Annotated in this window: 12 protein-coding genes; 8 read left to right on the forward strand and 4 right to left on the reverse strand. The window is 69.1% G+C overall.

The features are described 5' to 3' along the window. Nucleotides 1-180 precede the first annotated feature (180 nt). Nucleotides 181-1308 carry a CaiB/BaiF CoA transferase family protein gene (locus P7A99_RS12030; RefSeq protein ID WP_277794097.1) on the reverse strand — a complete coding sequence of 376 codons (1128 nt, stop codon included), beginning with the start codon at nt 1306-1308 and terminating at the stop codon, nt 181-183. Nucleotides 1309-1488: 180 nt separating this feature from the next. On the opposite strand from P7A99_RS12030, the gene P7A99_RS12035 reads away from it, so the two are divergent. Together P7A99_RS12035 and P7A99_RS12040 are read left to right on the forward strand one after the other, a co-directional pair. After that, nucleotides 1489-2811, forward strand: a complete 1323-nt coding sequence (locus P7A99_RS12035; protein ID WP_277794098.1) for a diguanylate cyclase domain-containing protein — start codon at nt 1489-1491, stop codon at nt 2809-2811. 17 nt (nt 2812-2828) lie between these two features. Further along, a complete protein-coding gene (locus P7A99_RS12040) occupies nt 2829-3464 on the forward strand; it encodes a DsbA family oxidoreductase (protein ID WP_277794099.1) in 636 nt (211 codons plus the stop codon). A gap of 132 nt (nt 3465-3596) precedes the next feature. On the opposite strand, the gene P7A99_RS12045 is transcribed toward P7A99_RS12040, so the two are convergent. Beyond that, complete coding sequence (locus P7A99_RS12045) at nt 3597-4376, reverse strand: EcsC family protein (protein WP_277794100.1); 780 nt, start codon at nt 4374-4376, stop codon at nt 3597-3599. Between the two features lie 271 nt (nt 4377-4647). Between P7A99_RS12045 and P7A99_RS12050 the strand changes: the two genes are divergently transcribed. The 4 genes from P7A99_RS12050 to P7A99_RS12065 all read left to right on the forward strand — a co-directional run bounded on the left by P7A99_RS12050 (nt 4648) and on the right by P7A99_RS12065 (nt 9594). After that, complete coding sequence (locus tag P7A99_RS12050) at nt 4648-5322, forward strand: chromosomal replication initiator DnaA (protein WP_277794101.1); 675 nt, start codon at nt 4648-4650, stop codon at nt 5320-5322. A gap of 103 nt (nt 5323-5425) precedes the next feature. After that, nucleotides 5426-7651: an RNA degradosome polyphosphate kinase gene (locus P7A99_RS12055; RefSeq protein ID WP_277794102.1), complete on the forward strand. Its 2226-nt coding sequence runs from the start codon at nt 5426-5428 to the stop codon at nt 7649-7651. A gap of 83 nt (nt 7652-7734) precedes the next feature. Then, complete coding sequence (locus P7A99_RS12060; protein ID WP_277794103.1) at nt 7735-9222, forward strand: Ppx/GppA phosphatase family protein; 1488 nt, start codon at nt 7735-7737, stop codon at nt 9220-9222. Between the two features lie 99 nt (nt 9223-9321). After that, complete coding sequence (locus tag P7A99_RS12065; protein ID WP_277794104.1) at nt 9322-9594, forward strand: hypothetical protein; 273 nt, start codon at nt 9322-9324, stop codon at nt 9592-9594. On the opposite strand, the gene P7A99_RS12070 is transcribed toward P7A99_RS12065, so the two are convergent. Further along, the gene (locus tag P7A99_RS12070; RefSeq protein WP_277794105.1) at nt 9591-11333 is read right to left on the reverse strand and encodes a response regulator; all 1743 of its coding nucleotides are present in this window, start codon (nt 11331-11333) and stop codon (nt 9591-9593) included. The two genes, P7A99_RS12065 and P7A99_RS12070, sit on opposite strands and share 4 nt — an antisense overlap. Nucleotides 11334-11542: 209 nt before the next feature. Further along, nucleotides 11543-12712, reverse strand: coding sequence for a ribonuclease D (gene rnd / locus P7A99_RS12075; protein WP_277794106.1), 1170 nt, complete (start codon nt 12710-12712; stop codon nt 11543-11545). 125 nt (nt 12713-12837) lie between these two features. On the opposite strand from rnd, the gene purM reads away from it, so the two are divergent. Both purM and purN read left to right on the forward strand, forming a co-directional pair. Next, complete coding sequence (purM, locus tag P7A99_RS12080; protein ID WP_277794211.1) at nt 12838-13875, forward strand: phosphoribosylformylglycinamidine cyclo-ligase; 1038 nt, start codon at nt 12838-12840, stop codon at nt 13873-13875. Further along, the gene (gene purN, locus P7A99_RS12085) at nt 13875-14456 is read left to right on the forward strand and encodes a phosphoribosylglycinamide formyltransferase (RefSeq protein ID WP_277794107.1); all 582 of its coding nucleotides are present in this window, start codon (nt 13875-13877) and stop codon (nt 14454-14456) included. The genes purM and purN overlap by 1 nt, the downstream gene beginning before the upstream one ends. Nucleotides 14457-14496: the final 40 nt, after the last annotated feature.

The following is a 14496-nucleotide window of genomic DNA, read 5'->3' on the forward strand; positions in this document are numbered from 1 at the left end:
CCGGTCACAGTTCGAAGGTAGGATTCGCCGCCTGAACCGCATCTGAACGCGGTTGTCAGCTTGCGCAGGGATAGCGAAGCCCTCGCCCTTCGACAGGCTCAGGGTGAGGGTTTCTAATGCGCCGCCTGCGCCTTGATCCTCATCCTGAGCTCGTCGAAGGACGAGGATCACGCAGGACGACTACAGCGCCCCCACGGCCTCCAACGCCGCAATGGCTTCCGGATCAAAGCCCCAGTCGCCGAGCGCCGAAGCATTGTCGGCGCCGATCTTGGGCGGCGGGCCCTGGATCACGCCCGGCGTGGCCGAAAAGCGCGGCGCGGGTGCGGGCTGGATGACGCCGGCGACCTCGACGAAGGTCTCGCGGGCCTTGTTGTGGACGTGGTCCGGCGCCTCGTCCATCGACAGCACCGGCGCGAAGCAGACGTCGGTGGCGTCCATGATCTGGCACCACTCGTCGCGGGTCTTGGTGGCGATGACGGCGGCCAGCTTCTCGCGCAGGGCCGGCCAGTCGTCGCGGCTCATCTGGGCCTGGAAGTGCGGATCGGTGATGCCGGTCTTTTCCAGCAGCAGCAGATAGAACTGCGGCTCGATCGAGCCGATCGACACCCACTTGCCGTCGGCGCACTGGTAGGTGTCGTAGAAGTGGGCCCCGCCGTCGAGCAGGTTGCTGCGCCGACCTTCGCGCCACATGCCCATGGCCTTGAAGCCGTAGAACATGGCCATCAAGGAGGCCGCGCCGTCGCTCATGGCGCAGTCGATGACCTGGCCCTGCCCCGTCTCGCGGGCGTGAATCACCCCGGCCAGCAGGCCAAACGCCAGATAGAGCGCCCCGCCGCCGAAGTCGCCCACCAGGTTCAGCGGCGGGATCGGCTTGTCCTGCGTGCCTATGGCGTCGAGCGCGCCGGTGATGGCGATGTAGTTCATGTCATGGCCGGCGGCCTTGGCGTAGGGGCCGGTCTGGCCCCAGCCGGTCATGCGGCCGTAGACGAGCCTCCGATTGCGGGCCAAGGCGGCGTCGGGACCGAGACCCAGGCGCTCCATGACGCCGGGGCGAAAGCCCTCGAACACCGCGTCGGCGGTCTCCATCAGCTTCAGGCAGGTCTCGACGGCGGCGGGCTGCTTGAGGTCCAGCGCCACCGAGCGGCGGCCCCGGGCCGTGACGTCGGCCGGCGAGGAGCGGCCCGAGCCCTTGCGGTCGATGCGCACGACGTCGGCGCCGAGGTCCGACAGCAGCATGCCGCAGAACGGCCCGGGGCCGATCCCGGCGAACTCCAGCACCTTCAGCCCCGACAGCGGTCCCTGGCCCATCGCATCCTCCCGTTTCGATCTTGTTGGCGGCAGTAGGACCCGGTTGACGCCCGGTCAGGCAAGCCCAGGCGAAATCGCCTGTCGACAAGGTAAAGACTGCGACCACGCATCCCTTTGCCGCACCCTCGCCTCTGCTATGTTGGCTCGCGAATCGAAGGCCTGCGCCAGCGGAGAACGAATTTGGCGGTGAACGCCCGGATCCTGATCGTGGCGCGTGACGACACGCGGGCCGGTCCCCTGTCCGAAGGGCTGGACCGCCTGGGCTGGCGCACCATCACCGCGCGCGGCCCCTACGCCGCCCTGGCCGCGCTGGGCGACCTGCAGATCGAGGCGGTGATCGTCGACCTGGACGCCGCCGGCCCCGACAGCCAGACCCTGGCCCGTCGCCTGAAGGCCGCAGTGGCCCCGCGCCGCCTGCCGGTGATCGCCATCGGCGAGCCGGGCACGGATGTCGGCCAGAGCGCCTTCGACCTGACCCTGTCGCCGCCGCTGCATCCGTCGCAGGCGGTGCTGCGCCTGGAATCCCTGGTCCGCACGGCCATCGCCGAGGAAGAGTTCGAGCTTCGCCTGACCACCTTCGGCGATCGCGGCCGCCGGCTGGACCTGCCGGAAGCCTCCAGCGCGCCCTATCGCGTGCTGGCCATCGGCGAGCCGGCCCCGCAGTTCCTGGCTCTCTCGAACGCCCTGACCCGCGGCGGCGCCGACGTCGTCGGCGCCTTCACCGCCTACACCGCCTTCGACTACCTGCACGAGCGGGCCTTCGACGCGGTGGTGCTGTGGGCCGGCGAGAACCAGCAGGAAGCGCTGTCGATCGCCGCCGGCATGCGGCGCAACACCCGCCTCTTCCACATCCCGGCGCTGCTCTACATGAACGCCGAGAGCTACGTGACCATGTCCGAGGCGTTCCATCGCGGCGTGTCGGACGTGGCCTCGCCGCAGACGCCCGAGGGCGACACCGCCCGCCGCGTGATCGAGCTGGCCCGCAACTACCGACGCGGCGAAGCCATTCGCGGCGCGCTGGAAAAGGCTCGCAGCTCGGGCCTGATGGACGCGGCCACGGGCCTGTTCACCCGCGACCTGTTCGCCGCCCACCTGGCCCGCCTGGCCGGCGCGGCGCGCGAACGTGGACGCCCGCTGTCGATCGGCGTGCTGCGCGTGGCCGACAAGGCCGACGTGGTCTGGGCGCGCCAGAACGGCTGGCTGGACCGCGCCATCCCGCAGATCGGCTCGATGGTCGGCCGCCTGGTCCGCGTCGAGGACACCGCCGCGCGCCTTGCGCCGGAAGTCTTCGCCCTGGCCCTGCCGGCGACCAACCTGGCCGCCGCCAAGGCCGCCGCTGAGCGCATCGCCGCGGTCATCGGCTGCACGGCCTTCGACGCCGGCGAGGACCGCAGCCCGTTCGTCTGCGAGTTCGACATCGGCGTCGCCCAGATCGAGCCGGGCGAGACCGCCATCCACGCACTGGAGCGCGCCGCCTCGCAAGCGCTCCAGAAAGCCATCTAGTTCGCAGGAGTTCTCCCATGGGCCAGCCGATCACCGTCGACGTCGTCGCCGACGTCGTCTGCCCGTGGTGCTATCTCGGCTGGCGGCGGGTGAAGAGCGCCCTGGCCGCGCGGCCCGACCTCGAGCCGATCGTCATCTGGCGTCCGTACCAGCTGGACCCAAGCCTTCCCGAGGAAGGCGTCGACCGCGCCGCCTACATGGCCGGCAAGTTCAAGGACCAGACGCGGCTGAAGGCCGTGCACAAGGCGCTGCAAGAGGCCGGCGCCGAGGAAGGCATTGACTTCGCCTTCGACAGGATCGCCCTGTCGCCCAACACCAGCGCCGCCCACCGCCTGATCCGCTGGGCGCGCGGCGCGGCCGTGCAGGACGCCGTGGTCGAGGGCCTGTTCGCCGCCTATTTCGAGGAAGGCCGCGACATCGGCGATCCCGTCGTGCTGGGCCAGATCGCCAAGGCGGCCGGCATGGACGAGGTCGCCGTGCTGCAACTGCTGTCGGAAGGCGCCGACAAGGACGTGATCGCCCAGCAGCACGCGATGGCCGTGCAGGGCGGCGTCACCGGCGTGCCGGTGGCGATCTTCGCCGGCAAGGTGGCGGTGGTCGGCGCCGAGAGCCCTGAAAACCTGCAGAAGGCGATCGATCAGGCTCTTCTCTAAAAACCTCTCCCGTGGGGAGAGGGAGGGGCCCGCCGCGAAGCGGTGGGAAGGTGAGGGCGTACGCTACTGGCGGTCCCATCACACGTCGCTCGCACCTTATCGGGAAAGACCGAAACCCCTCACCCTCCCATGCTACGCATGGGCCCCTCCCTCTCCCTCTGGGAGAGGTGGGATCGCCTCCAACCGCATCCGGTAGGCCATCACCGCCGTGTGACCGAGCTTCTCGACCAGGCGCCAGTTGACGATCGCCCCCACCGGCGCGCCGACGACCGGCAGCAGCTGGGCCAGTTTCGCTAGGTCGATGTGGTCGCGGTACTGCTGCTGGAAGGCCCGCCAGTCGAAGCCGGAAAGATCGGTCGGATGGGTGCGTGCATCCCAGCCGTCCATGGCCTCGAACACCTTGGCGCGGTGAGCGGAGTCCGAGAAGGCCAGTTCGAAGATGTGCAGGATGTAGAGCCGCTCGGACAGCTGCGAGCCCTCGTGGCCGAAAGCCGCGGCGATCTCGAACAGCAGCTTGATCTTGAAGCTCATCAGCAGCGGGAAATCGGCGGCGGCCAGGACGAAGCCCCCTGCCCCGGCGATCCCGCCCTCGGCGGCGGCGGCCTTCTTCCAGTTGTCGATCGCCGTCCGAACGCGCTCCAGCCGCTCGTCCAGCGTAGCCTGGACCAGCGGCGCCCCGGTGGCGAAGTCCGAACCGGTGAGGATCGCCCGGGTCATGCCCTGCATCGCCGTGGTGATGGCGGCATGGACCTTTTCCGGAATGATCCGGTTGACCTTCAGCTGGACGGCGCGAGCGGCCATGCCCAGCGCGCCGGGCGGCCTGGTCATCTGCTCGCGCCAGGCGGCGAGGTCGGCGGTGGCGGCGGTCTGGGCCAGTTTGAAGCTCCGAAAGTGAATCGCGGCGACGTCCAAGCGTTCGCCGCCGGATCATGCCGCAGTCGGCGAGACCCTCGAAGTCCCCAGAAGATTAACGCTCAACAGGCCGGTGGATCATTTGACCACGGCCGTCCACACCGGCGTCCACACGAGCATCCACACCCGCTTCCTGCGTCCACATCTATGGTGGCCTATATCCCCAACACCGCCTGCCCGCCGTCTCGCGGCGCAGCGGCCCGCGGCCTATACCTTGCCTACCCATTCACCATGTGACTTCGCGACGACCTTGAGCCAGCTGAAATTGCCGTTGGAACGCCTGCCCACCTTCGAGCGGGCCGACTTCGCCGTCTCACCGGCGAACGAAGACGCCGTGCGCGCCATCGATACGTGGCCGGAATGGCCGAACGGTCGTCTGGCGCTGATCGGCCCGTCGGGCAGCGGCAAGACCCACCTGGCCCGCGCCTGGGCCGCGGAGGCCGGCGCGGTGATCATCGACGCCACCGATCCTCACCAGGCGCCGCTGAACCTGCCGGCCCTGCGCGGTCGCGCCGTGCTGGTGGAGAACGCTGACCGCCGCGCCCTGGGCGGCGTGGTGTCGGACGAGGATCTGTTCCACCTCTTGAACATGGCCGGCGTCGACGGCGGCAGCCTGCTGCTGACCGCCCAGGCCGCGCCTCTGGAATGGCCGACGATCGTGCCGGACCTGCGCTCGCGCCTGAACGCCATGACCGCCGCCGTCATCGACGAGCCCGACGACGTGGTGCTGGAGGCCGTGCTGCGCCGCGCCTTCGCCGACCGCCTGATCCGGCCCGCCGACGACGTCTACGCCTATCTGCTGCGTCGCATTCCGCGCAGCGCGCCGGAAGCCGTGGCCCTGGTGGCGCTGCTCGACGAGGCCGCCTCGGAAGGCAATCGCGGCATCACCCGCGCCTTCGTCGCCCAGGTGCTGGCCTTCGGCGAGGACGACGCGTTCGAGGACTAGACAAGACCAGCCGAAAGCCCGGCTTTTCTTGAACAAATCCCTGTTTGTCTTGCGGCTGTCATCGGGCTCGTCCACCATGCCGGGCATTGCCCCGGAGTAGACGATGACAGACGCCGCCGCCCTCGCGCCCGCCCTTCACAAGGCGGAGACCGCGCCCGAGGATCGCGCGCGCCTGACGCTGGACGAGGATCTGCTGGCCTCGCCCGAGCGGTTCTTCAATCGCGAACTGTCGTGGCTGGCCTTCAACCAGCGCGTGCTCGAGGAAAGCGGCAATCCGCGCCACCCGCTGCTGGAGCGCCTGCGCTTCCTGTCGATCAGCGCCAATAACCTCGATGAATTCTACATGGTCCGCGTGGCCGGTCTGAAGGGCCAGGTGCGCGAGGGCGTGCGCGTGGTCAGCCAGGACGGCCTGACGCCGGGCGAGCAGCTGACCCGCATCAACGCCTCGGCTTTCGAGCTGATGAGCGAGCAGCAGAAGATCTGGCGCGAGGTGCGCGCCGAGCTGTGGGCCGAGGGCCTGAAGCTGCTGGACGCCAAGGACATCGTCGGCGCCGACCGCGAGCGCGCCGAGGAGATCTTCAAGTCGCGCATCTTCCCGGTGCTGACGCCGCTGGCGGTCGACCCGGCCCACCCGTTCCCGTTCATCCCGAACCTGGGCTTCTGCCTGGCGCTGAAACTGCGCCGGATCGCCGACGACAAGCACCTCTACGCCCTGGCCCCGATCCCCAACCAGGTTCAGCGCTTCTGGGAGATCGCCAGCACCGCCCGCGGCCGCAAGCGCGAGCGCAAGATCGTGGCGCTGGAAAGCTTCATCATCCTGTTCCTCGACCACCTGTTCCCCGGCTACGAGGTCGAGGGCCGCGGCCTGTTCCGCCTGATCCGCGACAGCGACCTGGAGATCGAGGAAGAGGCCGAAGATCTGGTGCGCGAGTTCGAGGCGCGCCTGAAGAAGCGCCGCCTCGGCCGCGTGGTGCGGGTGAAGATCCAGACCACCATGCCCGCCGACCTTCGCGAATTCATCATCGAGGGCCTGCGCGCCGAACCCGAAGACGTGGTGCTGGTCGACGGCAAGCTGGGTCTGGCCCAGATGAGCGAGTTGATCCCGCCTGATCGCCCGGACCTGAAGTTCAAGCCCTACAACGCCCGCTTCCCCGAACGGGTGCGCGATCACGGCGGTGACTGCTTCGCGGCAATCCGCGAGAAGGACATCCTCGTCCACCATCCGTTCGAGAGCTTCGACGTGGTGGTGCAGTTCATCCGCCAGGCCGCCCGCGACCCGAACGTGCTGGCCATCAAGCAGACGCTGTATCGAACGTCGAAGGACAGCCCGATCGTGGCGGCCCTGATCGAAGCGGCCGACAACGGCAAGAACGTCACCGCCCTGGTCGAGATCAAGGCGCGGTTCGACGAGGAAAATAACCTGAAGTGGGCGCGCGACCTCGAACGGGCCGGCGTGCACGTGGTGTTCGGCTTCGTCGACTGGAAAACCCACGCCAAGCTGTCGGTGGTGGTGCGGCGCGAGGGCGAGGCCCTGCGCACCTACTGCCACTTCGGCACCGGCAACTATCACCCGCAGACGGCGCGGGTTTACACCGACCTTTCCCTGTTCACCTGCGACCCGGCCATGGGCCGCGACGGCGGCAAGCTGTTCAACTTCATCACCGGCTACGCCCAGCCCGGCGCGCTGGAGAAGCTGTCGTTCTCGCCCCAGACGCTGAAGCCCGACCTGCTGGCCATGATCGCCGCCGAGGCCGCCAACGCCCGCGCCGGCAAGCCGGCCGGCATCTGGGCCAAGATGAACGCCGTGGTCGACCCGCAGATCATCGACGCCCTCTACGCCGCCAGCCAGGACGGCGTGCAGATCGATCTCGTGGTGCGGGGCATCTGCTGCCTGCGCCCGGGCATTCCGGGCCTGTCGGAGAACATCCGGGTCAAGTCGATCGTCGGCCGCTTTCTGGAACACGCCCGCGTCGTGGCCTTCGCCAACGGGGCCGACATGCCCAGCGCCCAGACCCGCGCCTTCATCAGCTCGGCCGACTGGATGCCCCGCAACCTAGACCGCCGGGTGGAAAGCCTAGTGCCGATCGAGAACCCGACCGTGCACCAGCAGGTGCTGAGCCAGATCATGGTCGCCAACCTCAACGACGAGGCCCAGAGCTGGCGCCTCGACAGCGAGGGCCACTACGCTCGCGATCCGGCCTGGGACAGCAAGGGGGCGTTCTCGGCCCACGAGTACTTCATGACCAATCCCAGCCTGTCGGGCCGCGGCCATCACGTGCAGGACCTGCCGCGCGCCTTCGATCACGTCGGCCCCAAGCGCAAGCGCTGAAAAACTGGGGAGCGACGGCTTTCGTGACAGTTTCGTCCAAGGCCGCTGCTTCCCCTGCGCGACGAATGCGTTAAACCAGCCTCATGCCTCTCTCGGCGCCGCGCGACGCGGCCGTGATCGATATCGGCTCCAACTCGGTCCGCCTGGTGGTGTACCGGCTGGAAGGTCGCGCCATCTGGACCGTCTTCAACGAGAAGGTGCTGGCCGGCCTTGGCCGTGAGCTCGGCTCCAAAGGCCGCCTGGCGCCTGACGGCGTCACCCAGACCCTGGCGGCGCTGAAGCGCTTCAAGGCGGTGCTGGAGGCCGTGCAGCCGGCCGAGACCTTCGTCGCCGCCACCGCCGCCGTGCGCGAGGCCTCCGACGGCCCCGCCTTCGTCAAGCGCGTCGCCGAAGAGACCGGCCTGACCATCCGCGTGCTCTCCGGCGAGGAAGAGGCCCGCTACGCCGCGCTCGGCGTGCTGGCCGGCGCTCCCGACGCCACCGGCGTGGTCGGCGACCTGGGCGGCGCCAGCCTGGAACTGGTTCGATTGGAGCCGACCGGCGCCGGCCAGGGCGTGACCCTGCCGCTGGGTCCGTTCAGCCTGGGCCTGACAGAGGGCTTCGACGCCGAGCGCGTGCGGCGCCTGGCCGCCCAGCGCCTGGCGCCGGTGGCCGAGGTGTTCAAGGCCGACGCCTTCCACGCCGTGGGCGGCGCCTGGCGCAACCTGGCTTTGCTGCACATGCGGCTGTCGGGCTACCCGCTTCAGGTGGTGCACCAGTACGAGATCGGCCGCAGCGAGGCCCTGGAGGCCGCGCGCCTGGTCTCGCACCAGTCCAGAAGTTCGCTCGAGCGCATCGAGGGCATGTCCAGGAAGCGCATCGAGACCCTGCCCTACGCCGCCGAGGTGCTGGAGAGCCTGATCGAGCGCCTGGACCTCAAGCGCATCGAGATCTCGGCCTTCGGCGTTCGCGAGGGCCTGCTTTTCGAAGCCATGGCGCCGCGCGTGCGGGGCCTGGATCCGCTGATCGAAGGCTGCGCCTCGCTGACCGCCCGCCAGGGCGTGGCCGACGATCTGGGCGTGGCCTTGCAGGCCTGGCTGGAGCCGGCCTTCGCCAAGCTGGAGCCCCTGTTCGACGGCCGCGACGCGGTGCTGACGGCCGCGGCCTGCCGCCTGGCCGACCTGGGTGCGCGCCTGCATCCGGACCATCGCGCCGACCTCGTCTTCGAGCAGGTGCTGCGCGCGCCGATCGCCGGCCAGACCCATGTGGAGCGCGCCTTCCTGGCCGCCGCCGCCTTCGCGCGCCATTCGACGCCGTTCAATCCGCCGGAGATGCAGGTCCTGGAGCGCTTGCTGACCCCGGCCCGCCTCAAGCGCGCCCGGGCCCTGGGCGCGGCGATCCGACTGGGCTGCGACCTGTCGGGGCGTAGCCCGGCCCTGCTGTCACGTTCGCGGCTGGCGATCGAAAAGGCCGACGTCCAGCTGTCGGCCGAGCCGGGCTATGCGGCCCTGCTGCTGGGCGAACAGACCGCCAAACGAGCCGGCTCTCTGGCTCAGGTTCTGGGCCTGAAACTGAAGGTCCTGCCGCTCTAGGCCGCGACAGCGAGCCGCAGGCGAACGCCGTTCTTTCAGCATGGTTTGTTAGCCACGCCAAGCCGAAGCTTTCCCCCTCAGCACGGGGAGAAAACCGACATGCAGAAGCAGGTCGCCTACGACGTTCACGATAGCATCGAAGCGGCTCGGCAACCGCCGGCGACACCCGAAGTGGTTCGGTTGGCAGGCGCTTGCGCGACCCCCGTGGACAGCCCCGCCAGGCAGTTACAGCGCGAGGTCGCAGCCGCCTTCGGTGCGAAGCGTGGGTGGTCGGTACGGCGGACGGTCGTGCTTGGCGCGGCCTATCACGGCGTGGTCCTGTCGGCCCTGCTCATGGCGGCCATCGAGACCTTCAGCCACATCACCAGCTAGGCGGTTTCCTCGCCGCCCAGCACGCGCACCAGCACGGTGTAGAGCGCGGTCACCTCGAACGGTTTTTCGACGAAGTCCTGCATGCCGGCTGCGCGGCAGGCGGCGATGTCGCCCTCGGCCACCGCGCCGGTGACGGCGATCACCGGCGTGGCCTGGTTCAGGCCCTCGGCGCGCAGGCGGCGCGTGGTGTCCAGGCCGTCGAGTCCGGGCATGTTGACGTCCATCAGTATGGCGTCGAAGCGGGTCTCGCCGGCGAGTTGCAGCGCCGTCTCACCGTCGGCGGCCAGGGCGACCTCCAGCCCGAAGGCTTCCAGCACCTGGGCCAGCGTGCGGCGGTTGATCTCGTGGTCGTCGACGACCAGCACCGTCGGCATGTCGGAAAAGCCCTCGGCTGACGCGTCCAGCGGTTCCGGCGCCGGCGGCTCCTCGCCGACCGGGGCCGGCAAGGTCAGCACGAAGCGAGCCCCAGATCCCTCGGCCGAGACCGCGGTCAGGTCGCCGCCCATCAGGCGGGACAGATCACGGCTGATGGCCAGGCCAAGCCCCGTGCCGCCGAAGGTCCGGGCGGTGTCGGCGCCCAACTGGTCATAGGCCGTGAACAGGCGCGCCATCTGCTCGGGACCCAGACCCGGACCGGTGTCGGTCACCGCCAGGTTCAGCAGTAGGCCGCCTTCGGTGCGCGGCTCCATGGCCAGTTCTACGCAGACCCGGCCCTCGGGCGTGAACTTGATGGCGTTGGAGAGCAGGTTGTTGAGCACCTGGCGCAGACGCACCGGGTCGCCCTTGATCCATCTGGGCAGATGACGCCCACCCTTGAAGCGTAAGGCCAGGCCCTTGTCGCGCGCCTCGGCCCGCCAGAAGCGCAGGGTGTCGCAGATCAAGGTCCGCGGCGCGAAATCGATCGACTCCACCGTCATCCGCCCGGCCTCGATCTTGGACAGGTCGAGAAGGTCGTTGAGCAGCGCCCGCATCATCACGCCCGCGTCAGCGATCAGCTCGGCCTTGCCCTTGGCCTGGCCGCGCGAACCACGGGCGATTTCGCCGGCGCCGGCCAGTATCGCGCTGAGCGGCGTGCGCAGCTCATGGCTGACCATGGCGACGAAGGCGCTCTTGGCGGCGTCGGCCGCCACGGCCTGCTCGCGACGGATCTCGGCGGCGGCGCGGGCCTCACGCTCGGCCAGCAGGGTCTGGCGCGACCAGCCGAAGACGAGCGAGGTCACCAGCACCATCAGCCCGCTTCCGATCAGGAAGGCCTTCACGCCGACGTCTTCGTGGTTGCCGGCCAGGATCGGCGCGGCGAACAGATAGCTCAGATGCGGCGTGGCGGTGACCGCGAAGGCCAGGCGCGAGCCCTTAGCGCCCATCAGGGCGGTCATGACCGATCCGGCCAGCAGCAGCGCCCCGCCCGCCGCGCCGGCCGGCAGGCCAGTCCGCCAGAGCGGCACCGCCAGCCAGCCAAAGGCGACGGCCAGCAGGAAGTCGGCGCCCAGGCAAGCAAAAATCCAGCGGCGCTGATTTCCCTCGAAAGCGCGCAGGGCCAGGGCCTGAAGCCCTTGCGCCGCAAGGCAGGCGAACGCCCACGGCAGCATGAAGGAAAATCGCGGGGCCAGGCCGATCGCCGCGCAAACCATCGCGATGACGAAGAGACGCAGCGGAATCTGCTGCCGCAGGGCCTTGGCGGGCCTCACATAACTACGCGCGGCCCTGACCAGCCACGGTTCCTGTTCCGCGTACGCCAACTCGACCAAGTTCCCCAGTCTTCGGCCGTCCCCACAGCCGATTACCCCCGCGACGCTTATAGCGCCCGGAGATCAACAATCGTTTTTCAAAGCATGTCGACCATAAGGCAGCTGTGCCGTCTTGCACAAAGACAGCCGCTGCACTTCACGCCGGATGGCGGACGGCGCAACCCTTTTGAGTCGCGCCGCCGACTGAAATCGCACCGAGGTCAGGCCGAACGCGGGGTCCGGCGGACTTCGACGACGCGGACCTTGATCCCGTCGAGCACCAGGGCCAGTTCGCCCCGCTTGATCTTCAGGGCGTCGCTGCCGAAGGCCTCGCGACGCCAGCCCTGGAGGGCCGGGGTGTCGGCTTCGTCGTCGGCCGCGATCTTCTCGAGATCCGAAACGGTGGCGATCAGCTTGGAGGCCACGCCGGCTTCCTCGGCGCGAGCCTTGAGCAGCACCTTCAGCAGCTCGACCACGGCGCCGGCCGAGGGCGGCGGCGGCGGACCGGGCTTGTCGACCACGGGGGCGTAGCCCTCGGGATCGGCCAGGGCGGCCTTGATCGCGGCGATCAGGTCGGGGCCGAACTTGCTGCCGCCGAAGCCCTTGGGCACGCCGCGCAGGGTATTGAGCCCCTCCAGCGAGGTCGGGGCCTGGGTGGCCAGCTCGTCGATGGCCTCGTCCTTGAGGATGCGGCCGCGCGGCTGATCACGCTGCTGGGCGGTGCGCTCGCGCCAGGCCGAGACCGACTTGAAGACGGCCAGGTACTTGGCTTGCGTCTTGCGCGGACGCAGGCGGCGCCAGGCCTTCTCGGGGTCGACATCGTAGGCGGCCGGATCGCTCAGGGCCTTCATCTCCTCCTCGACCCAGGCCAGGCGGCCTGATTCCTGGAGGCGATCGCGCAGCACCGGGAACAGGCGCGCCAGGTGCGTCACGTCGGCCAGGGCGTAGGCCAGCTGGGCGTCGGTCAGCGGACGGCGCGCCCAGTCGGTGAAGCGGCTCGACTTGTCGATCTCGATCTTCAGCATCTGGCGCACGAGGGCGTCATAGGCGATCTGCTCGCCGAAACCCGCGGCCATGCCGGCCACCTGGGTATCGAACAGAGGCGTGGGCATCGCCTTCAGATTATTGAAGATCTCGACGTCCTGACGGGCGGCGTGGAACACCTTCAAGAGGGTCTCGTCGCGCATCAGTTCGAGCAGCGGCTCGAGGTCGAGGCCCTCGGCCAGCGGGTCGATCACCGCGTCGGAAACGGGCGAAGCAACCTGAATCAGGCAGAGCTTGGGCCAATAGGTGGTCTCGCGCATGAACTCGGTGTCCACGGCGATGAAGGGCTGCCCCTTCAAACCATTACAGAACTCCGCCAGCTCGGCGGTGGTGGTGATCGGCGTCATCGGCTGCTAATAGCCTCGCGCACCCCCGAGTCTGCAAGCGTCAAGCGTTGCGGAGCAGCCACTTTTCTGTCCCAAAGCGCCGAACAAGGGTCGCCGAGGGCCTGGAACCACAGATGAGCGACCCGATGAGCGATCCGAAGACCGACCAAGCCGGCGGCCTGACCTACGCCCAGGCGGGCGTCGACATCGATGCCGGCAACGCCCTCGTCGACGCGATCAAGCCGCTGGCCAAGGCGACTCGCCGTCCGGGCGCGGAAGCCAGCCTCGGCGGCTTCGGCGCGCTGTTCGACCTCAAGGCCGCCGGCTACGAGGACGCCCTGCTGGTGACCACCACCGACGGCGTCGGCACCAAGCTGCGCATCGCCATCGACGCTGGCATGCACGCCACGGTCGGCATCGATCTGGTGGCCATGTGCGTCAACGACCTGCTGGCCCAGGGCGCCGAGCCGCTGATGTTCCTGGACTACTTCGCCACCGGCAAGCTGGACGTCGAGACCGCCAAGAGCGTCGTCGCCGGCATCGCCGAAGGCTGCAAGCTGGCCGGCGCGGCCCTGGTCGGCGGCGAGACCGCCGAAATGCCCGGTATGTACAGCGACGGCGAGTACGACCTGGCCGGCTTCTCGGTCGGCGCGGTCGAGCGCGACGGCGTCCTGCCCAAGCTGGACAAGCAGCGGGCCGGCGACGTGATCATCGGCATCGGCTCGTCGGGCCCGCACTCGAACGGCTATTCGCTGGTGCGCCGCGTGGTCGAGCGCTCGGGCCTGGCCTGGGACGCCCCCTGCCCCTTCGAGGAAGGCAAGACGCTGGCCGAGGCCCTGATGGCCCCGACCCGCATCTATGTGAAGTCGATCCTGCCCCTCCTTCAGTCGGGGCGAGTGAAAGGCGGGGCGCACATCACCGGCGGCGGCCTGATCGAGAACCCGCCGCGCTGCATCGCCGAGGGTCTGGTTCCGGAATTCGACTGGAACGCCTGGCCGCTGCCGCCCGTGTTCGAGTGGCTGCAGGAAGTCGGCCAGATCGACGCCCACGAACTGCGCCGGACCTTCAACTGCGGCGTCGGCTTCATCCTGATCGTCGCCCAGTCGGACGTCGAGCCGGTGCTGGCCGCCCTGCTGAACGCCGGTGAAGACGCCTTCGTCTGCGGCCAGCTGGCCAAGGCCTGATGTCGGCCAAGACCAAGGTCGCCGCCCTGATCTCGGGCCGGGGCTCCAACATGGAAGCCCTGGTCCGCGCCGCCCAGGCCCCGGACTGCCCGTTCGAGATCGCTCTGGTGCTGGCCAACAAGGCCGACGCCGGCGGTCTCGCCACGGCCCAGGCCGCCGGGATCGAGGCGCTTTGCGTCGAGAGCAAGCCCTTCGGCAAGGACCGCGAGGCCCATGAACGCGCGGTCGACAGCGCCTTACGTGAGCGCGGGATCGAGGTCATCGCCCTGGCCGGCTACATGCGGATCCTGACGCCGTTCCTGGTCGACGCCTGGGAAGGCCGCATGCTGAACATCCACCCTTCCCTGCTGCCCAAATATCCAGGCCTCGACACCCACGCCCGCGCCATCGCCGCAGGCGAGGCCGAGGCCGGCTGCACCGTGCACCTGGTCACGGCCGGCGTCGACGAGGGCCCGATCCTGGGCCAGGCCCGGGTGGCCATCGAGACCGGCGACGACGATCACGCCCTGGCCGCAAGGGTGCTGGTGGAAGAGCACAAGCTCTATCCGGCGGTGCTGGCGGAGTTTGTGCAGGGGCTTTAAAGGGCCCCAACTCTTGCCCTTCCACTTCTTTGCTTTCCTC

Source organism: Caulobacter endophyticus (assembly GCF_029543245.1).
Classification (GTDB): Bacteria; Pseudomonadota; Alphaproteobacteria; order Caulobacterales; family Caulobacteraceae; genus Caulobacter; species Caulobacter endophyticus_A.

Bases quoted from the DNA above. Each gene is read 5' to 3' on its own strand.
- P7A99_RS12030 (WP_277794097.1), bottom strand. From the start codon at position 1,308: ATGGGCCAGGGACCGCTGTCGGGGCTGAAGGTGCTGGAGTTCGCCGGG.
- P7A99_RS12040 (WP_277794099.1), top strand. From the start codon at position 2,829: ATGGGCCAGCCGATCACCGTCGACGTCGTCGCCGACGTCGTCTGCCCG.
- P7A99_RS12055 (WP_277794102.1), top strand. From the start codon at position 5,426: ATGACAGACGCCGCCGCCCTCGCGCCCGCCCTTCACAAGGCGGAGACC.
- P7A99_RS12060 (WP_277794103.1), top strand. From the start codon at position 7,735: ATGCCTCTCTCGGCGCCGCGCGACGCGGCCGTGATCGATATCGGCTCC.
- P7A99_RS12065 (WP_277794104.1), top strand. From the start codon at position 9,322: ATGCAGAAGCAGGTCGCCTACGACGTTCACGATAGCATCGAAGCGGCT.
- rnd (WP_277794106.1), bottom strand. From the start codon at position 12,712: ATGACGCCGATCACCACCACCGCCGAGCTGGCGGAGTTCTGTAATGGT.
- purM (WP_277794211.1), top strand. From the start codon at position 12,838: ATGAGCGATCCGAAGACCGACCAAGCCGGCGGCCTGACCTACGCCCAG.
- purN (WP_277794107.1), top strand. From the start codon at position 13,875: ATGTCGGCCAAGACCAAGGTCGCCGCCCTGATCTCGGGCCGGGGCTCC.